Below are 25,804 nucleotides of genomic sequence, written 5' to 3'. Positions count from 1 at the left end.
ATGCTTAATCCTTATTGGTGAAAAAACCGGCCAGCGCTTGAATCAGCATTTTGGCGCCGACCGCGATCAGAACGACGGGCCAGCTGTTGGCGAAGCTCAAACCTGCATAGCGCATCAAACAGGCGCTCAGCCATACGCCGATACAGATCATAAACAGACCATCGGCCAAGCGGCCCGGTGTCGGTTGCGCCAGCATTTTCGCCATCCCCAGCGCAACCAGAACCAGCGGAGCAAAATGCCACAGCGGCCCGATGTACAGCAAGTCTTGCTGTTTCAACAGGGCCAGCGCGCCAAACAGCAAGAGAAAAATACCCAGCGCCAGATGGTGCGCCATGTGCTGCGCCTGGCGTTTTTTATGGCGCCAGTCCGGGTTTTCCGACGCCGGTTCTTGCACAGATGGAGGGTGTTGCATGTGAAACTCCTGGAAGTGTGTGACATGCAAAACAGGATAGCGGCAAGTCGCCGGCGGCTAAAGCCAATTTCGGCGAATGCCGCGCAGGGGCCGGTGAATGACGAAAAATCCGGTGGCTGACATACACGCCGGCGCCAATGCATCAAGGACTCAATGCCCGCCCGGCGCCGCCTGATCATGCGCGCGCACCTTGAGCAGCACAATGCGCGGGCCTTGCATTTTTTTGACGGTGATGGAAAAGCCGTCAAAATCCACTTTTTGCCCCTCGTGCGGGATCTCGCCCAAGGTGTGCATCAACAGGCCGCCAACTGAATCCACCTCGTCGTTTTCAATATCCAGGCCGAGCGCACGCTCCAGGGTAAACAGCGGCAGACTGCCTTTGCCCAGCAAACTGCCGTCATCTAAGCGCAACCAATCATTGTCGCTTTGGCTGAATTCATCGCGGATATGGCCGACTAAGGCCGACAGCAGATTATCCAGCGTGACAAAGCCGATGTATTGTTCATGGCCTTCGACCAGGGCGAAATGCGGGCTGCCGCTGCGAAAGCGGCGGAATAATTCAAGCGCCGGCATTTTCGGCGGCACGATTTCAATCTTGTGCAGGCAGTTTTGCAATTGCGCATGCTCCATGCCTTGCGCCAAAAATAAATCTTTCAAATGCAGCACGCCCAATACGGTTTTGCCGTCTTCCGCAAAATAGGGATAGCGGCTATAGCGGTGCTGGCGCACGATTTCCAGATTTTGCGCCGCGCTCAAATCGGCGTGCAGGGCGCGCATCTCTTGAATCGGGCGCATCAGATCAGACACTTCCAGGCTGCGGAAATCCAAGGTCTGCGCCACGATATTCCACTCATCGCGCGAAAAATCGGCGGCGGCATTGCTGCCGCGCAAAATCATTTTGATTTCTTCCGGCGAATAATGATGATCATGGCCATGACCTTGATCCAGCCCGGCGATGCGCAAGACCCAGTTGGCGCTGGCGTTCAAACACCAAATCGCCGGAAACATGGCCCAGTAAAAGGCATACAGCGGCAGCGCAGTCCACAGCGCAATGCTGTCCGGGCGGCGGATCGCCAGCGATTTCGGAGCCAGTTCGCCGATTACGATGTGCAAAAAGGAAATCGTGAAAAAGGCAAAGAAAAAGGCGATGCCGTGCGTCAGTTTGGGATTGGTGATGCCGAGCAGGCTGATGACGGGTTCCAATAAGCGCGCAAAAGCCGGTTCGCCGATCCAGCCCAAGCCGAGTGAGGCCAGCGTGATGCCGAGCTGGCAGGCGGAAAGATAATTGTCGAGTTTGCCATGCACTTTTTGCAGCGTATCGCCGCGCAAACCATGGTTTTTTCCCAACTGACGGGCGCGGCTGGCGCGCAATTTCACGATAGAAAATTCCGCCGCCACAAAAAAACCATTCAAGGCCACCAGGAATAAAGCCAGAATGACCAGAAAAAAATTATCCAAAACGCAACCTCAAATTAAAAAATCAGCTTATGTGTGCGCATTTTCAGGCGCCGCCAGCGGCTGCGACAGCGTGACCGTGCTTGCACTGGGCGGCACTGATACGCTGACCCGGGACACGGAAAAGCAGATTGTATACGATGTGTATCCGCATACCGGCACAGCCCTGTCCCGCTGTACGGGGGCAAATGAGGTCAAGCGCGCCTCTGCGCCTGTGCAGATTGCAAATGATTTGCCCGCGCAGCCGGCTGTTGCCTGTAGCAACCTGGCGCTGCATCTTGCTTGCTGCTGTGGCGCACAGTAAAAAAGCAAGCAGAAACAGCTCAATCAGGGCTGCAAAGTCAGTGCTTTTGTGCTGAATCGCCATCGGCTGCTCCGCCATCCATGCTGGTGAAGTTCAGTGTATTGAAAAAAGCCTGGTTGCGCCGATTTTTTTATTCAGCCGCTTTGCCCTGTTTGACGCTGCAACAAAGGCGGGTTGCCGGATGGGCTGGCCCCTCACTCCCGCGCCAATTGCACCACCTCGCGCTTAAACGGCACATCGCCGCTTTCCGGTGCATCCATCTCGCGCGCCGCCTTGTGTCCGGCATATACCGCCGCCGCTATTGTGGCCGGCGCATAGGCGTCGCCTATGGTCTGCACGGCCTGAATTCCGCTGCCGGCCCAGTCACTGGCGCGCGCCGCCAATGCCTGGGCCAGCGCGTCTTGCGGCTCGCGCATGGTGAGCAAGAGCAGGGCGCTGACATGCTGTTCGCGCAGCTCTCCGGTGTAGGCGCAGGCGCTTTGCAGGCGCAGGCCGGGGCCGTCCTGGGTCACGCTTTGCAACAGGCGCGAGACGGAAATTTCCACCCCCAGCTCATGCAGGCGGCGGTGAATACGCGCCTGCTCCATGGTTTGCTCTGTCCATTCTGACACCTTGGCCGCCGGCGTCATGTAATGCACCGGCAAACCCTGTTTGCGCAAAAACTCAGCCAGCACCCCGCCCATATAGTAATTGTCATCGTCATACACCAGCACCGGGCCGGTTGGCAGGCGGCCTGCCAGAATATCGTCGGGGGTGAAAATCTGCGCCCATTCGCCTTGCGCCAGCGGCGCGCGGTGGCTGCGGCCAAAACCATCGCGCCGCCAGTGTGAGCCGGTGGCCAGAATCACCTGTTCAAAACCAAAGTCCAGAATATCTTGCGCGCTCAGATCATTGCCGGGATACAAATCCACATTCGGCATCTGGCGCAATTGCTGCAAACGGTAATCCGCCACCCGCATCCAGCTGGCCAGGCCGGGCAGGCGGGCTTCGCGTCTGACCCGCCCGCCCAACTCGGCATCGCGCTCAGCCAGTGCGACTTGATAGCCGCGCTGGCCGAGTGCGCGCGCGGCTTCTAAACCGGCCGGGCCGGCGCCCACCACCAGCACGCGCGCAGAGGAGGCGCGCGGCGGGATGAATTCCGGGTGCCAGCCGCGCCGCCATTCCTCGCCCATGGTCGGGTTTTGCGTGCAGCGTATCGGCACACAGGCATTGTCGCCCGAGACGCAAATATTGCAGCCTATGCATTCGCGGATATCTTCCAGCCGCCCGGCTTGGATTTTATGTGGCAAAAACGGGTCGGCAATCGAGGGCCGCGCCGCGCCTATCATGTCCATCAGCCCGCGTTTGATGGCCGACACCATTGCATCCGGCGAGGTGTAGCGGCCGACGCCCACCACCGGCTTGCTGGTGAGCGCCTTGATGCCCTGCAAATAGCTTTCCTGATACCCCTCTGCGGCGAAACGCGCGGTTTGGCTGTCATTGCTCCAGTCGGCGATATTCACATCCCATAAATCCGGCAGCTCGGCCAGCATGGCGATCACATCGCGTCCTTCCGCCGCGCTGGTGATGCCTTGCGGCCCGAGTAATTGATCAAGCGCCAGACGCACCACCACGCCGCAGCGATGGCCGACCGCATCCTTGGCGTCTTCGATCAATTCGCGCAATAAGCGCACGCGGTTTTCCAGGCTGCCGCCGTATTCATCGCTGCGGAAATTGGTGTGGCGCGATAAAAAATGCAGCGGCATGCCCAAATCATGGCCGGCGTACACATACACCAGATCAAAGCCGGCTTGCATGGCGCGCAGGCAGGCTTGGCGGTGCAGCCGGCGCACTTCGGCGATGTCGCTTTTGCTGGCGGCGCGCGCTTGCAGCGGGTCGCCGCTTCTGACCGGCAGATTGCTGGGCGCAAGCGGCGTGATGCGGCTGTATAAATTTGCGGTGGCGTAGCCATTGAACATGATTTCAATCCCGGCCAGCGCGCCATGCGCATGACAGGCATCCGTCATTTTTTGCAAGGCGGGCAGATCGGCCTCGTCCCAGATGCGGCCCTCGTTATACGGCGCGATTTCCGAGCGCGGCGAAATTTCCACTTCCTCGGTGCAAATCACACCCCAGCCGCCCTCGGCCTTGATTTTGCGCATCTGCGCCAGCGAAGAGGGGTAGCGATGTCCCATGCCATTGCAATGCGGCACTTGGTAGAAGCGGTTTTTGCTGGTGACCGGGCCGATTTTGACCGGTTCAAACAGGATATCGTAGGCTGACATGGCGGCTGGCTGTGGTGAAAAAGACGCCATATTGTAGCCCTGGCGCGGCGCAGGAAAGCAAATCGCCTGTCAATTTCCGGCAGGCTCCCATGCGTGCATTACAATCGAGCCGGACGCGACACAGAATTGCGCCAGACATCATTCATTCAATCGGGAGAACAACATGAAAAAGCGGGACTTTTTGCGCCTGTGCGCCGTCACGGGCGGCGCTGCTGCGCTGCCGGGTTGCGGCGGCGACACCGCCACGCCTGCTGCGGCGCCGCCCAAAGTGGTGATATTGTGGAGCGGCGCCGCGTTGGACGCGGTGCGCCAGGTCAAACCCGGCCCGCCAATGGTGGCGCGCGCGCTGGCCATCATCCATACCGCTATGTATGACGCCTGGGCTGCCTATGATGCTGTGGCTTTGGGCACCCGTTTGCATGGCGCTTTGCGCCGTCCGGCTGAAGAGCGCAGCGCGGAGGCCAAGGCGCGCGCCATGAGTCAGGCCGCGTATGCTGCCTGCATGAATCTGTTTCCCACACAAAAAACCACCTTTGACGGCTTGATGACGAAGCTGGGTTTTACAACCAGCACATCGCTCGATCCGGCGTTGCCGGCCGGAGTTGGCAATCTGGCCGCGCAAGCGCTGTTGGACTATCGCCGGGGCGACGGGGCGAACCAGGATGGGCGCTTATCCGCTTCCGGTTTGCCGTATTCTGATTACACCGGCTATGCGCCGGCCAATCCGCCGGCCTTATTCACCGAGGCCACGCCGCAGTCTGCGATTGTGGCGCCGGAGCGCTGGCAGCCCTTGACCTTTTTTGACGCCAGCGGCAAGGCCGTGACGCCGGGTTTTATCGCGCCGCATTGGAAAAATGTGACGCCCTTTGCCTTGAGCAGCGCTGCGCAATTCCGTCCCCCTGCGCCGGCTCCGCTCGGCAGTCCGCTGTTTCGCAGCCAGGCGCAAGAGGTGCTGGATTACGCGATCAATCTGAGCGAAAAACAAAAGGTGATTGCCGAATACTGGGCCGATGGCCCCAGCTCGGAATTGCCGCCCGGCCACTGGTGTCTGTTCGCGCAATGGCTGTCTGAGCAAAAGCAATATGACAATGATCAGGATGTGAAACTGTTTTTTGCGCTGGCCAATGCGGTGTTTGACGCCGGCATCGCCACCTGGGAGGCGAAACGCTTCTATGACTATGTGCGGCCAGTGACGGCGATCCGCTTTTTATTTGCCGGCCAAACCATCCAGGGTTTTGGCGCTGAAGGCCCGGCGGCCGGTTTGCAAAGCATTCAGGGCGAGGCTTGGCGGCCTTTCCAAAAGTCCAGTTTTCCGACCCCGCCGTTTGCTGAACATACTTCGGGACACAGCGCATTTTCCGCCGCCAGCGCTGAGATTTTAAAGAACTTTAGCGGCAGCGATCAATTCGGCATGAGCGTGACTATCGCCGCCAAAACCTTGCAAGCTGATCCAAAATTGCCGCTGGCCCCGGTGACGCTGTCCTGGCCCACCTTCAGCGCAGCGGCGGAAGAGGCCGGTTTATCGCGTTTGCTGGGCGGGATTCATTTTTCCGCCGGCAATACAGCCGGTTTGGCGCTCGGTCGTCAGGTCGGGCAGGCAGTGTGGGCGCGCGCCAAGGCGTATTGGGAGGGCAGGGCGTAATCGCCCGGCTGCGGCCTGTTGCTGTGGGTGAGGCAACAGGCCGCAGCGGTTTCAGGTTTTTTGCAATTCAGCTTCCGAGGCCCAGCAAGCATGGGTGCCGCTGCAAATCTGGTGCGGCAAAATAATCCGGCAAACCGGCCCGGCGGCGATATTTTTGGCGTCCAGCACCACGCATTCAGAACGGGCGGCGTAGGCGTCTGTGACAAAGCTGACTAAATAGCCGTCATCCTCATCCACCGCCCCATCGCGCGGCGCAAACGGGCTTTCACTGCCGAAACGTCCTTCGCCGAATAAATATTCCTGCGTGCCGCCGTCGGACAAATCCTGCTTCATCAAACCGGAAAATAAAAACCAGCCCGGTGTCGGGATCGCCGAATAGGCATAGCGATACGGCAGGCCCAGGCGTTGCGGATTGATTGTGCCGAATTCGAGCAGATGATGGCTTAAAGCCTCTTCTGTGCAGACGCCGGTTTTCAGATCAAAACGCCAGCGGTGCAGATGCGGGCGGAAGGCGTGCTGATCCAAGAACGCCATCATGCGCTGATAACCCGGCGCCACGCGCATGGCGGCCGGGCTGGCCTGGCGCGGCATCGGCTCTTCCTGGTAATAGCCGTCCAGTACGATTTGATCGCCTTCTTCCCAGGCATTGAGAAAATGCAGCACATAGGTGGAACTTGCCTCAAACCAGCGCACCGCCTCCGGCCCGCCGTGGCGCGGCACAATCGCAAAGCGCGCCGGCATATGCGGCGCAAAGCGCATCACATGCCGACCTTCGGCTTGCGCCTGTTCATCTGGCAGGAAGGGAAAATCATTGAAAATCAGATAGTTGGTGGTGAACGCAAAATCATGCGGGGAGCGCGGGCCGGGCAGCGGCAGGCCGTGGTAATACAGTAATTCGCGTTGCGCATTCAAGGCCCCGTAATGCAGATAGGGATAATCATTGCCGTAGTTGAAAAACAGCAATTGCCCGGTATGCGGATCGGTTTTGCAATGGGCCGAGACGCCTTGTTGCGGCGCCCAGGGGGCCGGGCCTAAATCTTCCAGCGTGCAGGGATCGAGCTGATACGCCTGGCCGCATTGATAAAAAGTGCTTAAAGCAAGCCCGGCGTGCACCACCACATCGGTGGAAGAAGCGTCTTTCAAATGGCCGCTGGGGCCGATGCCGGGGCGTTGTGATTTGGCCGGCGCTTCCATCAAACCGGCCCACAGGGCGCGCCCGGCGGCTTGCTCTTCGACAAAGGCGGCGCTGCGCACTGCGCGGTTGCGGTATTCCACCTGGCCATTGCGAAAGCGCATCATATGCAGCATGCCATCGCCCTCAAACGGGTGATAGCGCCCGATGGGTTGCTGGATCTGGTTTTCGGTATTGCGCAAATACACCCCGTTCAAGTCAGCGGGAATGGTTCCGATCACTTCCAGCCCGCTGGCGTTGACTTCTTGCAATTGCGGCGTCCATGGCCCGTTTAAATAGGGATGATCATTCGCTTGCAGATTGCTGCTGATGGTGTTGACGATCTCGACTGGCATGGCTCCCCCCTTGGCTGCGGCCTTCAGCGTATGCTGCTGTAATTATTACTGCGCACCATCTGGGTGATGCGCGTTTTCAGATCCAGAATGCGTTTTTTATTCTCTTCACTTAAATTGTCCTGCCAGTTCAAGGCGGGCGGTTTTTGACAGTAATTGTCAAACGCGCACTGCGCCACCGTGCCCCAGGATTGTTCACTGCAATCCTTGCCCAATTCACAGCCGGCCAGCATGACGGCGGTGTCCACTTCCTGGCTTTCGATGGTGTCGGGACTGATCTTGAGCGCGTTTTTAAGCGAGGCGGCAAAGGCCGGGCTGGCGCGTTCCCAGGCGCTGTCGGCGTGGCTTTGCAGCAAGGCCAGCATGGTGTCGCGGTCGATTTGCGCATCGCCGCCGGCCTGATCAAGTTTGGCTTCGACCGAGCCTAAGCGGCGCGCCAATTCCATCTGCGCTTCCTGCTGTTTGAGCATGTCTTGATCGGGCGTATTGGCAAAGCCCTGGCAGCGGCGCTGCACTTCTTCAATCGCGGCGCGCCGCTCGCGGTTCATGCCCGGCGTGCCATCGGCCTGTTCCAGTACGATGCGCATATTTTCGGTGTGCGCGCGCAGCGCAAGGCAGGCTTGAATCGCACGCAAGCCCTGATAGGCTTGCGCGGCCTGTTGACTTTGTTTGAGGGAGTCCGCGTATTGCTTGAGATTGCCTTCGCGCGCAAAGCTGTACATGCGCAAGGGCAGCGATGGCGCGGCGCCGCTGGCGATGGGTGCGGCTCCGGCTTGCTGGGCCGTGATTTGCCCCATCAAGCCATCGACATTTTTTTGCACTTGATTTTGCGCCGGGCTGACGGCGGCTTCCTCGCCGCCATAAATCAGCCACGCCCCGCCCGCCGCCAGGGCAAGGGCGGCAATGCCTAACACGATACCTGGTTTCATACCTGCTTCCGTATGCTGTTGATTTGTTAAGCATACCATGGGCAAAAGGGGGGAACGCTTTTCCGCCAGCCGCTGTTGGCGGCGCAGGATCGCATCGGCGCGAAAGCCTTGCCGCGCTTGATGTTTTCACGCCACGCGGCCGCAGCCGGGCGCAGCGCTGGCGGCAAGCCCGGTTTGGCTTATTGCTCCCATGGCGTGAAACTGATGCCGTTTGCAATCGCCGCCGCCACGCCGCTTTTGTTTTCGGCTGATTCAGAAAAACCGACCAGCACGCCAAAGCGGGTGCCGGCCCCGGTGTTGAGGATATTCACCCAAAACGCCAGCCCGCCGGCGTCTGCAGGCCGGTGCAGCACGTTTTGATACAGTTGCGCCACAAAGCCGTTATTGTCCAGGCTGCCATAGCGATCGGAAAACTCCTGGCTTTGCACAAAATTGCGCGCCACGCCTTCCAGATTCAAGCCGTATTTTTCAATCGTGGCCAGGTGAAAGCCCAGGCCGGCAGCGTCCGGCTGGCGGTCAAAGGCGGCCTGGTATAAGCGATACACCTTGCCGGCATTGCCTTCGGTGTCAAACGCCAGCTGGCCATCGCTGAATTGCACGCGCTGTGCGCGGCTGGCTGTGAAAGTTTGCGCGCCGCATGTGATTTGCCAGTCATTGCCGGATGCTGCCTGGCTGCAGGCGCTGCGCGCCACATTCACCGCATGCAATGCGCCAGCCCCCAGCGCTTGCGCCGCCAGCGCATTCGAGGCGCTGCCGGCGCCGGCGCTGTTTTGCGCTTGCACGCTGCAACGCCAGATGATGCCGGCGCTTAATTCGATGCGCAGCGGGCTGGCTGCGCCGCTGGCGCTGCGCGTGCTTTGTCCGTTCGCAGTGCAGGCGGCCAGATAGCCGGTCAGCGCGCTGCCGCCGCTGTCTGTCGGCGCGCTGAAATACAATTGCGCGCCATTTTCCGCCGGCTGGGTGCGCAGCAGGGTGGGGGCGCCAGGCGCCGCGCCGCCGCCGCTGGCGGCAAAACTGGCGCTCACGCTTTGCGCTGCGCTCATGCTGACGGTGCAGGTGCTGGCGGCGCCGCTGCACGCCCCGCTCCAACCGCTAAACACGCTGCCGCTGGCGGCGACTGCGCGCAAGCTGACGCTGGCGCCGGGCGCAAATGTGGCGCTGCAGGCTGTGCCGCACCAGACCCCGGCCGGATCGCTCATCACCAGGCCCACTCCATTACCCTGCAGACTCAAGCTGAGCAGGGCGTCATTGCCCTGCGGATAGTGCAAGACCCCGCCGGCATCGCTTTGCAAAGCGCCGCCGCTGCTCAACATCCAGGTATTGCCGCTGCGGCTCAAGCTGTAGGCGCTGTTGGCGCGCAAGCCGGTAATGATGTGGCGGCTGGCGCTGCTGTCGTAGCTGAAACCGGCCTCGCCCTGCACATTGTGGGGAAACATGACCAGGGTGTCGCCATGGGTGGCGCCGCTCCAGGCCCCGTTGCTGCTTTGCACCAGCGTCCCTTGCGCGCTGGCGGCGTTGCCGCCGACGCTTAATTTATGCAAAAACTGCAGCGCTTGCGGATTGTCCGGCGCATCCACGCGCAGACGCACCCGCATCAAATCGCCGCGCGCGGCGGTGTTTTCAATATGCTGCTCGTTGGTGTTGACTGCAGTCAGCACGGCGTTTTGCGGCAGCAAGCTGTGCAGCCACAGGGTTTGATTGCCGGCGGTGCGCGAGCTGGCCAGCTTGCCCTCTATCGTGGCCGGGTTGGCCAGTTGCAGCCACCAACGCTTAAAGCGGTTGGCGCTGGCGGTTTCGGCGCGGTCAAACACAAACAGCGCCTCGCCCGGCAGCCACAGCAGAGCGCGGCTGGCGTGCCGCACATCGTTCACGCCTTCGTTGCTTGCGTTGTACAGATTGGTATTGTCGCTGTGCACGTATTGATAATGGCGGTTATGGCTGGACGCCAGCCATTGCGGATCGCCCGAGGGCAGCAGATTCCATTGCGAGCCGCGTTGCCAGAGGTCGATGCGCCAGTCATTTGCATCGCGGTTGGGGCGGCTGTTTTCTATCGTCAGCGCATTTTTGAATTCCGAGCTGGCGATGCCTTCAGCGATATCGGGATAGCCATTGCGCGCCTTGGTCAGCCATTCGCCATTGTGATACCACTCAAAATTGCCGCCGGCGGCTTGCTGGTGGTCGATGTGGTTCCAGCTCATCTGATACGAAAACCAGGAGGCGTCCGCACTCCAGCTGTTGCGCGCCAGCACGGTGTGCAAGCCGGTCGCAAACCAGCTCAGCGGCAGGCTGCTGCGCGGGTCGTATTCGGGAATGCTGACCACGTTCGGGTCAAACAGCATGAAATACAAAATCGCCTGGCGGAAATCTTCCGGGTTGGAGGCGCGCCGCGTCAAACCGGCGGCCCCGCCCGGGGCCAAATGGGTTTGCGCCCAGCGCAATGAAGCTAAGCGCTCGCTGCGCCCATCCAGATAATCATATGCGCCCATCGCGCCAAAGGCGCTGATGAAGTCGCTGCTTTGATAGTTTTCGCCATCGCCATACCAGGCCGGCAAAAACACGCGTTGCTGATTGGCGTTGGTGGTCGGGGCCGGGCTGAGCGAATGGTAGTAAGAGATCAGGAAGTCATCCCAAAACGGATTTTCCGCCAGCCGGCAGTGCCGCCCGCAGGTATCGGCCCCGGCGGTTTTCAAGGCCAGCAGAAATTGCACCGCGTAGCTGGCGGTTTGCGGGCTGTATTCATAGCCTTCCGGCAGCAGCCCGCCGCGCGCATCGCCGCGCGTTAAATGATCAAAGATATACAGCCAGGCCCCGGTGGCGTTGCCCAGATAATTGCGCAATTGATTATTGGCGTCGTCCGCCGCGTCGAAAGAGAGCGCCAGCATGCCCAGATTGCGCATATGGGCGACAAAATAATTATTGCCCGACCAGCGCACCTGGCTGCTGTTTTCCAGCAGGGTGGGGGAGTTGACAACGCCAATCGGCTCGGGACGGTGATAGCCGCGCTCCACTATTTCTTGCGCCCAGCGCAAAAACACGCTGCGGATCAGGGTTTTGTCTTCGCTGTTCAAATATGGATAAATCCAGTCCACCACCAGGGGAAACGCTTCGCCATGCCAGCGTGCGCGGTTGGAGTCTTCGGTGAAAAAGCGCGGGCTGCGATAGGGCGGGTAATCCGCTGAGCCGGTTTCGGCGCACACCACGCTGCGGTCTTCCGAAGGGCCGAGCGCGGCATGGCGCATGATGCCCAGTAAAAGCGTGCGGGCGCGCCCGGCATAATCAGCGCGCACGGCGGCGTCGGCTTCGATTAATGACATGAAGGCGAACAGTTCGGCATACATTTCCGCCGGGTAGGATTCATATTCCGTGCTGCCGCAATCGCGCCCCGGCACATCGCCGCGATCCATTTCGGCTTTGGCGCGTTGCGCCAGTGGCAGCAAGGCATCGCGCCAGAAGGGATTTTCCTGGGTGGCCCAGCTGCGCAGCCGGCTGACATCGCTGCTGTTGAGCCACAGGCGGGGATGGCTCTCCGCCGCCTGTGCGCGTGGCGTAGGCAGGCAGAGCAGGGCGAGGAGAAAACAAAACAGAGCCGGCAGCCGCATCATATACTCCCGCAATTGGTTTGCTTGCATTCTGGGCGCTGTGCGCCAAACATGCAAGCGGCGCGGCTTTATTCTGCGATTTCGAGTAAAACGCTGCCTTGCGCCTGCAGCGCAATCTTGCCTTGTTTGACGCGGGTGAGTTGTCCGCTGTAGGCGTCGCGCAGTGCTTGGCCTTCGGCAAAGCGGCCTGCCGGCAGTAGGATATCGCCTTGCGCTTGCGGCGCCACCAAGACCATATCGCCGCGCTTGGCGTCCACGCGCATAAAGGCGTAGGGCTGCTCGGACAGGCGCATATGCTCGCCGCGCGCTATGGCGACATGGCGGGCGCGGAATTGCGTGAGTTTTTGCGCATGTTGCAGCAGCGTTTTATCCATACTGTCCCAATTCATGGGCGAGCGCGTGGCTTGTTGCGGGTCGCCCTCCGGCGCGGCGCCATTCGGGCGCGCGCTTTCATCGCCATAAAATAATTGCACCCCGCCCGGCGTCAGCAACAGGGCGCTTACCCCGTGGCGCAATTTGTCGCGCGCAAACAGGGCGGTGTCGTGCGAGGAGATATAGGACAGGATGTCAAACGGCTTGTCTTGCGCCTGCAGGGCATTGGCATACGCCAGCCAGGTTTTATCCAGCGTCAGCCAGTCGGCGCTGGCGGCGCTTTGAAAATCAAAATTGATCATCGAATCAAAGCCGGCCTCATGCCAGTGGCTGCGCTGCGGGCCGTGGCCCCAGGCTTCGCCGGTCATCCAAAAGGGCGCGTCGTCAATTTTTTTGGCCGGATTGTTCGCCTTCCATTCCGCCAGGGCTTTGCTGGCGGCTTGCTTTAAGGCCAGCCAGGAGGCTGCTTCGACATGTTTCACGGTGTCGCAGCGAAAGCCGTCGATGCCGTATTCGCGCACCCAGTCGGCCAGCCATTGCACCAGGTAGCCGCGCACGCTGGTGTTGGGCAGGTCGCGCGCGCGGGTGTCGGCTTTCTTTTTCAGAATCGGCGGGAGGGACACGGCTTTGTCGCGTTCGGTGCGGAAATCGGGCAGATAGGCCAGCTGCATGGTTTCATCATCGCGCCCGCCATCGACATAGCCGGGCAGCCCGGCGCGCACCCAGTCCGGCCCCCACCATTCTTTGAAGGCGAAGTTGTTGTAGTCGATCAGGCTGTGATAGTCGCGCAGGGTGGCTTTTTCCCAGCCTTTCCATAACACTGGAATCTTGTATTCGGCCAGGGTGTGCAAATCGGCGTAACCGGGATGGTTGATCACCACGTCAAACAGGATACGGATGCCTTGCGCATGGGCGGTATCGACCAGCTCGCGCAATTCGGCAGGCGTGCCCATGTTTTTATCCAGCAGGGTGTAGTCCAGCGCCCAGTAGCCGTGGTAGGCGTAGTGTTTAAAACTTTGCTTGCCGCCCACCACCCAGCCGTGGATTTGCTCATATGGCGCGGAAATCCACAGTGCATTGACGCCCAGATCGCGGAAATAGCCGGCTTTGAGTTTTTGCGTGAGTCCGGCCAGGTCGCCGCCATGAAAATCGCCCGGCCCCTTGCCCGGCGTGCGGCCATACGATGCGTCATTGCCCGGATTGCCGTTGTGGAAGCGGTCGGTTAAGACAAAATACACAATCGGATTGGCGGCAAAGCCGGCGGCCTGCGGCGGCGGGACGGGGCTGGCTCCGGCATGCAGGGACAGGGCGAGCAGGGTGGTGGAGAGCAGGATTTTCATGGCGAGTGGTGGAAACGGTGTTTGGGAGATGTTTTTACTTCTGTGGCCTGCATCCCCGTGGAGGGGGTAGCTTGCAGCCGCTGACGCGGCTGAGAACAAAGGCTGCGGAGTCCGGGCTTGCATGCCCGGACCGTTCGCGCGGCGCGCGGCATGCCGCGCGAAACCCCGGCTCGATTTCAGTGCTTTTGAGCTTGCAGCCGCTGACGCGGCTGAGAACAAAGGCTACGGAGTCCGGGCTTGCATGCCCGGACCGTTCGCGCGGCGCGCGGCATGCCGCGCGAAATCCCGGCTCGATTTCAGTGCTTTTTAGCTTGCAGCCGCTGACGCGGCTGAGAACAAAGGCTACGGAGTCCGGGCTTGCATGCCCGGACCGTTCGCGCGGCGCGCGGCATGCCGCGCGAAACCCCGCGCTCACCCCTTCACCCCTCCGGCGGTTAAGCCGGACACCATCCAGCGTTGCGCCAGCAAAAACACCGCCGTAATCGGCAGACCCGATAAAATCGCCGCCGCTGCAAAATCGCCCCACAAATATTTCTGCTCATACAAAAATGACTTCATGCCAATCGCCAGCGTCATCTTGTCGCGCTCGTGCAAAAGCACGGAGGCAATCGGATATTCATTCATGGCGGCGATGAAGGCTAATAAAAACACCACCATCAAAATCGGCAATGCCATCGGCAATAAAACATACACAAATGCCTGCCACGGCGTGGCCCCATCGACTTTGGCGGCTTCTTCGATCTCAATCGGAATCGTTTCAAAATACCCCTTGATGGTCCAAATGTGCATCGCCAGGCCGCCGGTGTAGGCCAGGATCAAACTGCCGTGATTATCAATTCCCAGCCAGGGGATGTAGCTGCCCAGCCAGTCGAAAATCGCATGAAAGGCAATCATCGCCAATACCGCCGGGAACATTTGCAGCAGCAAAAGCATGGATAAAGTCTGCTGCTTGAAACGGAATCGCATGCGCGCAAAGGCATACGCGCAAGTGGTCGAGAGCAACACCGCAAGGCCGGCGCTTAAGGTGGCGACCTTGATCGAATTCCACAACCAGCGCAACACCGGATATTCCGGCTGAATCAAGTTGCCGTTCGGCCCCTGATATGAGATGCCAAGCGCCAAGCGCCAGTGATCCAGGCTGATTTCCGCCGGAATCAAACTGCCCACCGCAAAATTACCGGGACGCAGCGAAATCGACAAAATAATCAAAAAGGGAAACAGCACCAGCGCTGTCAAACCGATCAAGAGCGCATGCGCGGCAATGATGCGCCAGCGGCTCGATTTATCCACCACAATCGCCATACATCCTCCTTAAATCGTGCTGCGGTTCATCTTGGTCAGGCGCATATTGAGCAAGGAAATCGCGGCCACCAGAATGAAAATCAAGGTTGAAATCGCGGCCGCCAGACCAAATTGCTGGCCCGAATCCTCAAACGCGATGCGCACCGTATAAGACACCAGCAAATCGGTTGAGCCGGCTGGCAAGACGGTGTCCAGATAGTCCGGACGGCCGCCGGTCAAAAGCGAGACCAGCACATAGTTGTTGAAATTAAAGGCAAAGCAGGCCAGCATCAAGGGCATCAAGGGCTTGATGATCAAGGGCATGGTGATCTTGAAAAAATTGGTCAGCGGCCCGGCCCCGGCCAGCGCGGAAGCTTCATATAAATCAGATGGAATCGATTTGATCAAGCCCATGCACAGCACCATCATATACGGATAGCCCAGCCAGGTATTGACGATCAAGAGCATGGTGCGCGCAAGTGCGGTGTCGGAAAACCAGGCCGGTTTTACGCCAAACAAAAAGTTGAGAATCATATTGATCTCGCCATAGTTGTTGTTGAACAGCCCTTTGAACACCAGAATCGAGATAAAGCCCGGCACCGCATACGCTAAAAACAGCAGGGTTTGATACACGCCACGGAATTTGAGTGCGTCCCAGTTTAAAAGCACGGCCAGCATCATGCCCAGTGAGACGGTGGTGAAGACGGTCAGCGCGGAAAACGCCACGGTCCAGACAAAGATGCCCAGAAACGGGCCGCTGATGGCTTTATCTTCAAAGATGCGTTTGAAATTGGCAAAGCCGACATGGGTTTTAAAGCCCGGCGCCAGTTTTTCGCCATCCGGCGTGACATAAAAGCCGCTGGCGAAATCGGCTTTGATGATTTCTCCCGTCGCCAGCTTTTTCAAATTGCCATCCGGCAGTTGCTGATACACCTTGGCGATCGGGCCGAATTCGCGCAGGCCGGTCATTTTCAACTCGATTTTATCCGGCAGCACCAGGCTTAATTGTTTTAACGCTGCCTGATGGGCGATGACTTCCTTGAGCGGCAGCGCTTCGCCCAGCGCGTGCTTGCCATTCGCTTGCAACTCCACTCTCAGCGCCTGTTTTTTGCGCAGCGCCAGCGGCGGGCTGAGTAAAACCTGCTGACCATCCGCCGCCAGCAGGCGCAGGCGGAATTCCTGCCCATCGGCATGCAAGGTGAAGGGATAGCCGCTGGCCTCGGTGCGCGTGGTTTCATCCAGCAAGACGGCGGTGGCGCGCTCAAAACTGAGCAGGTTCTTCGAGCTGTAATTGGTAAAGCCGATGGAAATGGTGTAAATCAGCGGGAAAATCACAAACACCAGAACCGCTGCCAGCCCCGGAAACAGATAGCGCCAGGCATACAATTTTTCTGAGCTGTACACCAGGCCCAATAAGGCGAGCAGGGCCAAAAACAGCATGGCGAGCCAATTCTGTCCCGCGTGATAAATAATGAACACCAGATACAGGCCGGCCGCTAAAGTCGTCCCCAGCGCCGCCTTGCCAAGCCATTGCTTCATGCTTACCCCCAGATGCGCGATGCGCGCTTATTTTTTGCTTTTGCTTTGTTTGCTTTGCTCTGTGATCTGGCGTGCGGCCGCTTCCAGAGCGTCACGGCTGTTTTGCCGCCCGGAGGTGATGTTTTCCAGCGCGCTTTTCATGGCGCTCCAGAATTTACCCATTTCCGGGTTGTTCGGCATGATCTGCCCCTGCTGAATATTGTGCATGGTGGCGGCAATCGCCGCATCGCTTTTCAATTCCTGATAAAACGCATGATTCGCCGGCACCCCCAGCGGCACATCGGCATTCATCTCACGCAAGCCTTGCAGGGACAGTAAATATTCTTCGATAAAACGCACCGCGCTGGCGCGGTTCGGGCTGGTTGCGCTGATCATCGCCCCTTGCACCCCGACAAACGCCGGCGCCGGCTTGCCCTGCACCGCCGGCAGCGGGGCCACGGTGAAATTGATTTTCGCCCGGCGCACGCCTTCCCAGGCCCAGGGGCCATTGATCATCATCGCCGTTTTGCCTTCGTGGAATTCCTTTTCCATTTGCGCGTAGGAGCTGGTTTTCGGCAGCACGCCGGCTTCCAGCAGGCTGTTCACAGTTTCCATTCCCTTGAGCGCGCCACGGTTGGCTACGCCCGTATTGTCAGCGTCATAATGCCCGTCATCCCAGTGCCCGAATGCATAGCCGCCATGCGCAGCCAGCAGCGGCCAGGTGAAATAGACATTGTTGTAATCCCAGTTAATCGCTTTTTTGCCGCGCGCCTGCAGGCTGCGATCCAAGGCCGGCAGTTCGGCAAAATCCGCCGGGATTTTGCTGAGCAGATCACGATTCACAATCAAGCCTATGCTTTCCATGGAAATCGGATAGGCCCAGGTTCTGCCGCGCACCGTGAATGCGCTCCAGCCCAGCGGGTGAATGCTGCGCCGCACCTGGCGTTCGGGTGAGAGCGGGCTTAACAAGCCCTTTTGCACCCACTCGCCGAGGCGGTCATGCGCCCATAAAAAAATATCCGGCGCGTCCTGTTTGCCGGCGCTCTGGATAAAGCGCCCCGGCGCATCCTCAGGCTTTTCCACCTGCACCGGAATTCCGGTTTGCGCGGTGTAGCGCTGGCCGATTTTATGGATGGCCTTCCAGGCTTTGTCGCCATTCACCCAGATGATGATTTTGCCGGCTTCTGCGGCTTGCGCCGGCAAATGGGCGCTAAACAGGGCAGCGCTGAGCATGGCCGCGCACAGGCTGGCGGCGGAAAAACGTTTTTTCATGAGATTGGCTTGCGGCGGGTTTCCGCAATATCACGCGGAAACCCTGGCCGCCTGGACTTACTTGGCTTCCGTCTGGATCCGCTTGGCGGCGGCGTCCAAACCTTCTTTCACGCTTTGACGGCCGGCGGTGATGTTTTCCAGCGCCGATTTCATCGAGGCCCAGAAACGGCCCATTTCCGGGTTGGACGGCATCGGATGCCCGGCTTGCGCGCTGGCCATGGTGGCTTGGATGTTCGGATCATTTTTCAGCTCATTGAAGAACTGAATATTCGCCGGCGTGCCCAGCGGCACATCCGCATTGATGGTCTTCAAACCATTCACGGTCAGCATGTGGTTTTCCAGGAATTCCACGGCCAGATCACGGTTCGGGCTGGCTTTGGAAATCATCGCGCCCAGCACGCCGACAAAAGGCGCGGCGGCTTTGCCTTTGACCGTCGGGATTTGCGCCACGCCGAAATTGATCTTCGACTTTTTCGCGTTGTCCCACGACCAGGGGCCATTGATCATCATCGCCACTTTGCCTTGATTAAAGCCGGCTTCCATTTCGGCATAGCCTGCGCCCTTGGGCATGGCGCCGGCGTTGATCAGCTTCATGATCGCTTCCACCCCGGCCACTGCGCCGGCATTGTTGACGCCGGTGTTATTCGCTTCATAGCCGCCATCGGCCTTGGGTTTGAAGGCGTAAGCGCCGCCGGCAGCCAGCAGCGGCCAGCTGAAATAGGTGTTGGTGTAGTCCCACAGAATCGCGCGCTTGCCGGCGGCTTGCAGTTTTTTATCCAGCGCCAACACCTCATCCATGCTCTTGGGCGGGGTCGGAACCAGGTCTTTGTTGTACACCAGGGCCACGGCTTCAATCGAGATCGGATAACCCCACACTTTGCCGCCGCTGGTGAAGGCTTTCCACGGCAGCGCAGAGATGCTGTCTTTCACCGCTTTGGACGGGGTGATGGTTTGCAGCAGGCCGCCGCTGATCCATTCGCCGATGCGGTCATGCGGCCAAATCCAGATGTCCGGGCCTTTGCCGGCGGCGGCGGCTTGCTGGAATTTACCCGGCGCATCTTCCGGATGTTCCACCGTCACCTTGATCCCGGTCTTCTTGGTGAATTCCTCACCGATTTTTTCAATCCCCTTGTAGCCCTTGTCGCCATTAATCCAGATCAACAGGCTGTCTTTTTCAGCTGCGAATGAGGGCAGCACAGCCATGCCGGCGCCCAGCAGGGCGGCAGTGATCAGAGTGCGCTTGAAGGTGCTTGTTGCGCCAGATGCTTTCATTGTCTCAACTCCATGGTGTCGCGCGTATTATCGGAAAAGGGGATCGGCGGCCGCGCGTTGCCTGCCAAATACCGGAAAAACCTGGGTTTAACGGCAGGCGCGTCCCTGTTCATCGAACAGATGGGCGCGCGCCGGTGCGATTGACACAAAGGCGGCTTCGCCGGCGCGCCAATCGTTTTCGGGATCAACCCGCGCAACCAGCGGCTCGCTGACGCCTTGCGCGGTGACATACACATAGCTGATATCGCCCAGATGCTCCACCGCCAGCACTTGCACCGGGATATCGTGTTGACTGGCGTTGTGACGCGCCAATTGCATATGTTCAGGACGCGCCCCGAGCGTGATCGCGCTGCCGGCGGCCAAGCTGCGCTCGCGCGGCAAATCCAGATGGCCGCCGGCCTCCAGCGCGACTTGCAACACGCCTGCTTGCGCGGCGCTGATCTTGCCCGGCATGAAATTCATGCGCGGCGATCCCATGAAGCCGGCCACAAACAGATTATCGGGGCGGTGATACAGCTCCAGCGGTGCGCCGACCTGCTCGATTTTGCCGCCGTTTAAGACCACGATGCGGTCAGCCAGGGTCATCGCCTCGACCTGATCATGCGTCACATAAATCATGGTGGCGCCCAATTCGCGGTGCAAATTGGCTAATTCAATGCGCATTTGCACGCGCAGCGCGGCATCCAGATTTGACAGCGGCTCATCAAATAAAAACACATCCGGCTTGCGCACAATTGCGCGTCCAATCGCCACCCGCTGACGCTGACCGCCTGAGAGTTCTTTCGGCTTGCGCTCCAACAGGGCTTGAATGCGCAAGACTTGCGCGGCGCGCTGCACCGCTTCGTTCTGCGCGCGCTTATCCATGCCGACCAGCTTTAAGCCGAAAGCCATGTTTTCCGCCACGCTCATATGCGGATACAGCGCGTAGCTTTGAAACACCATGGAAATGCCGCGCTTGGCCGGCGGCACATCATTCATGCGCGTATTGCCGATGAATAAATCGCCGCCGCTGATTTCCTCCAAACCGCAAATGCAGCGCAACAAGGTCGATTTGCCGCAACCCGAGGGGCCGACAAAGACGATGAATTCGCCATCTTGAATCGTTAAATCTATGCCATGCAGGGTTTGCAGATTGCCATATTGCTTCTTGATCCCTGTCAGTTTCAATCCCGCCATCTCAATCCCCAATTCAATCAGTCGATCAAGCCAAACCAGGCGCTCCAGCCGGGCAGGGTGATGCTGGCTCCGGTCGCACTGCCGCTAAAGCCATGTCCCTGCATGCTGCGCGCTGCCGCCGCTTGCGGCCAGTCGAACGCCAAATCTTCGCGTCCGAGGTTGAATGCGGCCAGCAAGGTGGGCGCGCCGGGCTGGCTGCGCACCAGCGCCAAGACTGGTTCGGGCGCATCATAAAAAGCAATCCCGCCGCGCAAGAGTTGCGGCCATTGCTTGCGCCAGCGTAAAAAGGCGCAGGCGAAATTGTAGGCTGAGTCAGGGTCTTGCGTTTGTTGCAAAACGGCGCGCGCCACATGTTCCGGGGCCAGCGGCAGCCAGGGTTTGGCGCTGGAAAAGCCGGCATTGGGCAGGTTCGCATCCCATGGCAGCGGGGTGCGGCAGCCGTCACGGCCTTTGAATTCAGGCCAGAAGGCGATGCCATACGGATCTTGCAAGTCTTCAAAGGCGACTTGGGCTTCCGGCAAGGCCAATTCATCGCCTTGGTACAGGCAGGGCGTGCCTTTGAGCGAGAGTTGCAGCGCTAAAATCATTTTGGAAAATTGTGGCGTGGCGTCTTTGCCGCCCCAGCGCGTCAAGACGCGCGCCACATCGTGGTTGCCAATCGACCAGGAGGCGCCGCCATCTTTCACGCGCGCCTCGAATTGCTCCACGCGTGAGCGGATGTGCGCCGCGCTGTATTCAGAGGTCAGCAGATCAAAACTGTAAGCCATCTGCAGCTTGTCGCCGCCGGCGGTGTATTGCGCCATCACTTCAAGCGAATCGTCGGCCCCGACTTCACCGATCGCCACCGCGCCGAATTCCGCCAGCAGGCTGCCCACGCGCTGCAGGAAGGCAATATTTTCCGGGCGGGTTTTGTCATACACATGGGCTTGCATGCCATATGGATTGACTTCTGAGACTGTGGCCGAGTCGCGTTTGGCGGCGGGCGGATTGTTGCGCAATTGCTGATCGTGGAAATGGAAATTGCAGGCGTCCATGCGGAAGCCATCCACCCCGCGCTGCAGCCAGAAGCGCATATTCGCCAAATGCGCATCCTGCACCTGCGGATTGTGGAAATTCATATCCGGCTGACTGGCCAGGAAGTTGTGCAGATAATATTGACGGCGCCGGCTGTCCCAGGCCCAGGCCGAACCGCCAAACACGGACAGCCAGTTATTCGGCGCCGTGCCATCGCTTTGCGGGTCCGCCCAGACATACCAGTCGGCTTTCGGATTGTCGCGGCTGCTGCGGCTTTCAACAAACCAGGGATGATTTTCCGCCGTATGTGAGAGCACCTGATCAATCATCACTTTCAAGCCCAGCGCATGCGCACGCGCCACCAGGGCATCGAAATCGGCCAGCGTGCCGAACAGCGGATCGACATTGCAATAGTCCGCCACGTCATAGCCGAAATCTTTCATCGGCGAGGTGAAAAAGGGCGAAATCCAGATCATGTCCACGCCCAGCCGGGCGATGTGTTCCAGCTGTGCGGTGATGCCGGGCAAATCGCCCACGCCGTCGCCATTGGAATCAAAAAAACTGCGCGGGTAGATTTGATAAATCACGGCCTCGCGCCACCAATCGGCGCGCGGGCTGCTTGTCATAGGCGTTTGCTGTGCTGTCATGTCTCTTGTTCTTTCGCTCGGTTTGCCGCCGCCATATCCGGCGGATGCGCTTTCAATAAATTCAAAGCGCTTTGAAGATGGCTGCAAGTGTAGTTCAAAGCGCTTTGGAAAGCAAAAAGTTTTTATTTTGCAATGCAAAAAATGTATATCGGATAGCTGCGGGGGCAGATTAGCGCTTTATATGAGTCTTACCAGTTACAGAAAAAGTGAACTGGCTTGCCTCCATTCAGCAGCCCGTGGATTGCTACAAATCAATTAGCTGCAAATTTTCAAACTGATCTGCCTTCACAGCCTCCAACGATATCGAGGTACAAACCGCAATCCGGTTCGGCCCTACCGCGCGACCATAGACCTTGTGGCCATCCAATTCGCCAGAGAATTGCAGTTTTTTGATAGTGAGGGCCGGGTCGCCTGTGTGCATGTCGCCTGCCTGCACTTGCAGTGAGGATGTGTAAGCGAGGTTAAACACTTTTTCGCGTTGTGCGCCTAATTCGTGCCAGATGCCATAAGGGGCGCGGTGTGGGAGTTTGACCAAAAGCTTACCTTGCGCGATGCGGCCTACCGCGTTGGCAAATGCAATTTCTTGGGTGGGAGGGACATGACGAATGATTTTGATTACACCGCCTGGACAAAGGTCGAGAAGGCCCAGTGCGACACCAGTTTTGGCAGTAGGCGCGTAGGGGTTGCTCGGATCAGCCAATAGCGGTGGGTGGGTGTTGAGGTTTAGGTTTGGCACACCAAGAATGTCGGCGATCCATGTTTTAAGCGGCTCTTCATATTCACAATCTGCTTGAAGATAGAGGTTTCCGTTTGCATCAATTTTTGGCATTTCATCTGAATTATCTAGGGTGTGTTGACATTTATTTCAACCATATCATTGATGCCGCCAAGGTTACAAACGAAGAGAAACGGGTATCCAGTTTGTCGTAGCGGGTAGCGATCCGTCGAAATTGCTTAATTTTGGCGAAAAAGCGCTCAATGAGATTGCGGTTTCGATATTGGAACTGATCATAATCCCGCTGTTCTTTCCGGTTCGCCTTTGGTGGAATCACGACCTTGGCATTTTTTCCCTCAATGCAATCAATCAGTGTGTTGGCATCATAGGCTTTATCTGCCAGCACCGCTTGTGGCGCGACGTCATTGAGTAACGCGGTTGCCTGGGTTATATCGTGAACTTCTCCGCCTGTCAGGATGAACTGAACCAAATTGCCCAAGCCCTCAACGCAAGCATGAATCTTGGTGGTTAATCCCCCACGAGACCGGCCAATGGATTGCGGCCCCTTTTTTTTGCGGCTCCTGCTGCATGCTGATGCGCCCGCACGATAGTGCTATCAAGAAAAACTTCCTCAAAGTCCGCGTCCTCGCGTAGCACGGCAAAGATTTTGTGCCATACCTGCTTATCCGACCAACGCGCAAACCTCACATAGACGCTGTTCCATGGGCCAAATTCAGCAGGCAAATCCCGCCACGGGCTGCCTGTCTTTGCTATCCATAAAACAGCTTCCACAAACAGCCGATTATTCACGCCTGTTCTGCCTCTATCGCCAACCTTTCCTGGTACCAAGGCTTCAATTCTTGCCCACTGATCGTCCCGTAACATCATCCGTGCCATTCTGTTTTGCCCAAAAACAAGAATGTAAACACAAGTGGCAAAAAGTTAACAGCTTTTTTTGAAAATTCCCATCCAAAGTGCTGTTAATTGTCAACACGCCCTACTTGCCTAAAAAAATCCATTACCCATTTTGTACGGCATGCATTGCCTGCCAATAACACGTGAATGATTTTTGGTATCTTTTCGGAAAAAGCCAGTTTCATGGCAACCAAAAACTCTTTGATGCCGTTTCCAATACGGTTACGCAAATAATCGGCTAATTTCTCTTTAGGAATTTTCAATTCACATGGAGTTTTAATCCCGTCCTTGTTGATCAGGTTCAGCTTTTCAACGCCTGTAGAATTGGTGTATTCACCTTGCTCCCACATTGGCCGCAATCTTTCTATCAGCAACATAGTGTTCGTGGAGGCGGCTTGGGTTTTGTCCAGCAGCAGTTCGTAGCCGACAAACGGCTGCGCATCCATTGGCTGGGTGAAGGCAATTCTTTTCTCCCGGCATTGTGCCAGGTTTTCCTGAAATACTATGTAGGCCATATTTTCCAACAGGTTTTCACCGCCCAGAAATTTATCTCCGGCTGGGGCGAAATGTTCTAAAACGGCTTCATACTCTTGATCCAGTTCATCCTCGGTCGGCGTGCGGTAGAAGCCAAAATCAAAGTCGGTAGTGCCACCGCCAAAATCAAAAACGGCATAGGCTGTGCCGGCTTTGCTTGGTTGAATTTGGTAGGTGCGCAGAGCGCAAGCAGCAAAGGCGGCGGGTTCGGCGGCGCGCTCCTCTACCCAAAAATCATTGAATGAAGGAGAGCGGGTAAAAGGTTCAGGGAAGCTGCGTTGCAAACCGCGTTTGAAAGATGCCAAAATCTTGTCTTTGACCAATTGCGGATAAGCAACTGGGAAGGTCATGTAGTAATTTAAGTGTATGCCATTGCCGCGCCAGTTGATAATCATGCCGAGATACCAAGCATATAACTCAATTGGGTCAAATGGATCAGTTATATCCACTTGCAACGGCGTCCCTTTGACAGGCGTGCGCAAGGTTAGCGGCGGCAACTGGTATTCAAGCCCGGCAGCCCGATCCGTAATGTATACAGGGCTGTCAGTCGCCTCACGTATGGCCCATTGTTTGAGCTTGGTTAATGTGCTTGCGCAGGCGGCAGGATCTGATTCGTTATTGCGAAAATCATGTAAGGCTTCATGCGCGCAGCGCGTGTGATTCCAATCGAGTTGCGGACGATAGGCGTAATTTTGCCATTTTCTCAAGAAGGCGGTAAAGTCTATAAATTCCAATACAGTGGGGTTTTCATAATCGGCAGCATTAGGGGCGCTTAAATAGTCTTGTGCACCAATGCGCAGCAATCTCTTCGAGCCATCCGTTTCTGCAATTGCTACTACGGTGCTACTGGTGCCGAAATCAATAGCGATATTTTTTGTGCGAACGTCCAGTTCAGGGTCTCTAGAGCGCACGCCCATTTTTTTTAGCAAGTTCAGGTCCAGACCCCAAAGTTCCCAGATGCCTTTGTCACGCTCTGTGCAGGTGGCGGTATCCAATTTGGGCTGACGGACTGGGCGTGCATCCAGGTCTGGGAATATTGAAGCCCAGTTGAACAAATTCAAGGCAGAATAATTTGATGTACTGAAGAATTCATACCCTTTTTCGTAGAGAATAAAAAATGGCAGGACATCGCTTGTCAGAATTCTTGCAACACGCATGAGTGGGTAATTGTCATCAACTGAAAAATCTTGGATAAGGCTAAGACCATTGTGTGAAAAAAGAGTTGGCCCAATACTTGTATGCCATTTATTTTTATTCAGTATTAAAAAATTTGATCCGGTGCGCAATGGGCATTGATCATCTTTCACAAATGCTTCAAATTCCAAAAAGGTCGGCAGGCTACATTCCTGGCCCGCAAGTTTTAGGCGTCCGTCGAATTTTTTAGCAAAATCTACCGACACGGCATCCTTTGGCTCCTGGCCGTCAAATCCGTCGAATAATAAATAGTGATCTTTAGTACCATTGAAGGTCTGCAATACAAATTTTTTTTTGCGGTCAGCAGATCCAATCCACCAAAATCGGTTGGAGTTTACATGTATTAGGAAACCTTTCAGCAATATATTATTTAATTGCCTCAAGAATGAATTTTGCCATTTTGAAGTATCTGATAATGTCATTGT

16 protein-coding genes and 1 pseudogene are annotated in these 25,804 nt (G+C 57.6%); 1 reads left to right on the top strand and 16 read right to left on the bottom strand.

What is annotated here, in order from left to right; genetic code table 11:
* Positions 1-4 precede the first annotated feature (4 nt).
* The 3 genes from V8J88_RS13025 to V8J88_RS13015 all read right to left on the bottom strand — a co-directional run bounded on the left by V8J88_RS13025 (position 5) and on the right by V8J88_RS13015 (position 4,435).
* A complete protein-coding gene (locus V8J88_RS13025; protein WP_338844558.1) occupies positions 5-412 on the bottom strand; it encodes a hypothetical protein in 408 nt (135 codons plus the stop codon).
* Between the two features lie 150 nt (positions 413-562).
* The gene (locus V8J88_RS13020; protein ID WP_338844557.1) at positions 563-1,870 is read right to left on the bottom strand and encodes a hemolysin family protein; all 1,308 of its coding nucleotides are present in this window, start codon (positions 1,868-1,870) and stop codon (positions 563-565) included.
* A gap of 495 nt (positions 1,871-2,365) precedes the next feature.
* Positions 2,366-4,435, bottom strand: coding sequence for an NAD(P)-binding protein (locus tag V8J88_RS13015; protein ID WP_338844556.1), 2,070 nt, complete (start codon positions 4,433-4,435; stop codon positions 2,366-2,368).
* Positions 4,436-4,598: 163 nt separating this feature from the next.
* On the opposite strand from V8J88_RS13015, the gene V8J88_RS13010 reads away from it, so the two are divergent.
* Positions 4,599-6,077 (top strand): DUF6851 domain-containing protein, encoded by a 1,479-nt coding sequence (locus V8J88_RS13010; RefSeq protein ID WP_338844555.1) that lies wholly within the window; start codon positions 4,599-4,601, stop codon positions 6,075-6,077.
* Positions 6,078-6,128: 51 nt separating this feature from the next.
* Here the strand turns inward: V8J88_RS13010 and V8J88_RS13005 are convergent, their stop codons facing one another.
* The 13 genes and pseudogenes from V8J88_RS13005 to V8J88_RS12945 all read right to left on the bottom strand — a co-directional run bounded on the left by V8J88_RS13005 (position 6,129) and on the right by V8J88_RS12945 (position 25,801).
* The gene (locus V8J88_RS13005; protein WP_338844554.1) at positions 6,129-7,604 is read right to left on the bottom strand and encodes a carotenoid oxygenase family protein; all 1,476 of its coding nucleotides are present in this window, start codon (positions 7,602-7,604) and stop codon (positions 6,129-6,131) included.
* Between the two features lie 23 nt (positions 7,605-7,627).
* Positions 7,628-8,530: a hypothetical protein gene (locus V8J88_RS13000; protein ID WP_338844553.1), complete on the bottom strand. Its 903-nt coding sequence runs from the start codon at positions 8,528-8,530 to the stop codon at positions 7,628-7,630.
* Between the two features lie 179 nt (positions 8,531-8,709).
* Complete coding sequence (locus V8J88_RS12995) at positions 8,710-12,132, bottom strand: DUF4214 domain-containing protein (RefSeq protein ID WP_338844552.1); 3,423 nt, start codon at positions 12,130-12,132, stop codon at positions 8,710-8,712.
* 65 nt (positions 12,133-12,197) lie between these two features.
* Entirely contained in the window at positions 12,198-13,841 is a 1,644-nt protein-coding gene (locus V8J88_RS12990) for an alpha-amylase family glycosyl hydrolase (protein WP_338844551.1), read from the bottom strand.
* A 411-nt stretch (positions 13,842-14,252) separates the two neighbouring features.
* Complete coding sequence (gene malG, locus V8J88_RS12985) at positions 14,253-15,143, bottom strand: maltose ABC transporter permease MalG (protein WP_338844550.1); 891 nt, start codon at positions 15,141-15,143, stop codon at positions 14,253-14,255.
* A 9-nt stretch (positions 15,144-15,152) separates the two neighbouring features.
* Positions 15,153-16,661: a maltose ABC transporter permease MalF gene (gene malF / locus V8J88_RS12980; RefSeq protein WP_338844549.1), complete on the bottom strand. Its 1,509-nt coding sequence runs from the start codon at positions 16,659-16,661 to the stop codon at positions 15,153-15,155.
* 27 nt (positions 16,662-16,688) lie between these two features.
* Positions 16,689-17,912, bottom strand: coding sequence for a maltose/maltodextrin ABC transporter substrate-binding protein MalE (gene malE, locus V8J88_RS12975; protein WP_338844548.1), 1,224 nt, complete (start codon positions 17,910-17,912; stop codon positions 16,689-16,691).
* Between the two features lie 57 nt (positions 17,913-17,969).
* Positions 17,970-19,184 carry a maltose/maltodextrin ABC transporter substrate-binding protein MalE gene (malE, locus tag V8J88_RS12970; RefSeq protein ID WP_338844547.1) on the bottom strand — a complete coding sequence of 405 codons (1,215 nt, stop codon included), beginning with the start codon at positions 19,182-19,184 and terminating at the stop codon, positions 17,970-17,972.
* A gap of 87 nt (positions 19,185-19,271) precedes the next feature.
* Entirely contained in the window at positions 19,272-20,360 is a 1,089-nt protein-coding gene (gene ugpC / locus V8J88_RS12965; protein ID WP_338844546.1) for a sn-glycerol-3-phosphate ABC transporter ATP-binding protein UgpC, read from the bottom strand.
* 17 nt (positions 20,361-20,377) lie between these two features.
* Positions 20,378-22,000: an alpha-amylase family glycosyl hydrolase gene (locus tag V8J88_RS12960; protein ID WP_338844545.1), complete on the bottom strand. Its 1,623-nt coding sequence runs from the start codon at positions 21,998-22,000 to the stop codon at positions 20,378-20,380.
* 265 nt (positions 22,001-22,265) lie between these two features.
* Entirely contained in the window at positions 22,266-22,850 is a 585-nt protein-coding gene (locus V8J88_RS12955; protein WP_338844544.1) for a hypothetical protein, read from the bottom strand.
* A 31-nt stretch (positions 22,851-22,881) separates the two neighbouring features.
* Positions 22,882-23,621: pseudogene (locus V8J88_RS12950) on the bottom strand (IS5 family transposase).
* Between the two features lie 95 nt (positions 23,622-23,716).
* A complete protein-coding gene (locus V8J88_RS12945) occupies positions 23,717-25,801 on the bottom strand; it encodes a hypothetical protein (protein WP_338844543.1) in 2,085 nt (694 codons plus the stop codon).
* Positions 25,802-25,804 lie beyond the last annotated feature (3 nt).

Origin of the sequence: Massilia sp. W12 (assembly GCF_037300705.1) — a bacterium.
GTDB lineage: Bacteria > Pseudomonadota > Gammaproteobacteria > Burkholderiales > Burkholderiaceae_D > JACPVY01.
The sequence above is the reverse complement of the archived record's forward strand: the minus strand, read 5'-3'. Positions and strand labels throughout refer to the sequence as shown.

Excerpts from the sequence above, each read along its gene's own strand:
- V8J88_RS13025 (WP_338844558.1), bottom strand. The coding sequence starts at position 412 with ATGCAACACCCTCCATCTGTGCAAGAACCGGCGTCGGAAAACCCGGAC.
- V8J88_RS13015 (WP_338844556.1), bottom strand. The coding sequence starts at position 4,435 with ATGTCAGCCTACGATATCCTGTTTGAACCGGTCAAAATCGGCCCGGTC.
- V8J88_RS13010 (WP_338844555.1), top strand. The coding sequence starts at position 4,599 with ATGAAAAAGCGGGACTTTTTGCGCCTGTGCGCCGTCACGGGCGGCGCT.
- V8J88_RS13005 (WP_338844554.1), bottom strand. The coding sequence starts at position 7,604 with ATGCCAGTCGAGATCGTCAACACCATCAGCAGCAATCTGCAAGCGAAT.
- V8J88_RS13000 (WP_338844553.1), bottom strand. The coding sequence starts at position 8,530 with ATGAAACCAGGTATCGTGTTAGGCATTGCCGCCCTTGCCCTGGCGGCG.
- V8J88_RS12995 (WP_338844552.1), bottom strand. The coding sequence starts at position 12,132 with ATGATGCGGCTGCCGGCTCTGTTTTGTTTTCTCCTCGCCCTGCTCTGC.
- V8J88_RS12990 (WP_338844551.1), bottom strand. The coding sequence starts at position 13,841 with ATGAAAATCCTGCTCTCCACCACCCTGCTCGCCCTGTCCCTGCATGCC.
- malG (WP_338844550.1), bottom strand. The coding sequence starts at position 15,143 with ATGGCGATTGTGGTGGATAAATCGAGCCGCTGGCGCATCATTGCCGCG.
- malF (WP_338844549.1), bottom strand. The coding sequence starts at position 16,661 with ATGAAGCAATGGCTTGGCAAGGCGGCGCTGGGGACGACTTTAGCGGCC.
- malE (WP_338844548.1), bottom strand. The coding sequence starts at position 17,912 with ATGAAAAAACGTTTTTCCGCCGCCAGCCTGTGCGCGGCCATGCTCAGC.
- malE (WP_338844547.1), bottom strand. The coding sequence starts at position 19,184 with ATGAAAGCATCTGGCGCAACAAGCACCTTCAAGCGCACTCTGATCACT.
- ugpC (WP_338844546.1), bottom strand. The coding sequence starts at position 20,360 with ATGGCGGGATTGAAACTGACAGGGATCAAGAAGCAATATGGCAATCTG.
- V8J88_RS12960 (WP_338844545.1), bottom strand. The coding sequence starts at position 22,000 with ATGACAAGCAGCCCGCGCGCCGATTGGTGGCGCGAGGCCGTGATTTAT.
- V8J88_RS12955 (WP_338844544.1), bottom strand. The coding sequence starts at position 22,850 with ATGCCAAAAATTGATGCAAACGGAAACCTCTATCTTCAAGCAGATTGT.
- V8J88_RS12945 (WP_338844543.1), bottom strand. The coding sequence starts at position 25,801 with ATGACATTATCAGATACTTCAAAATGGCAAAATTCATTCTTGAGGCAA.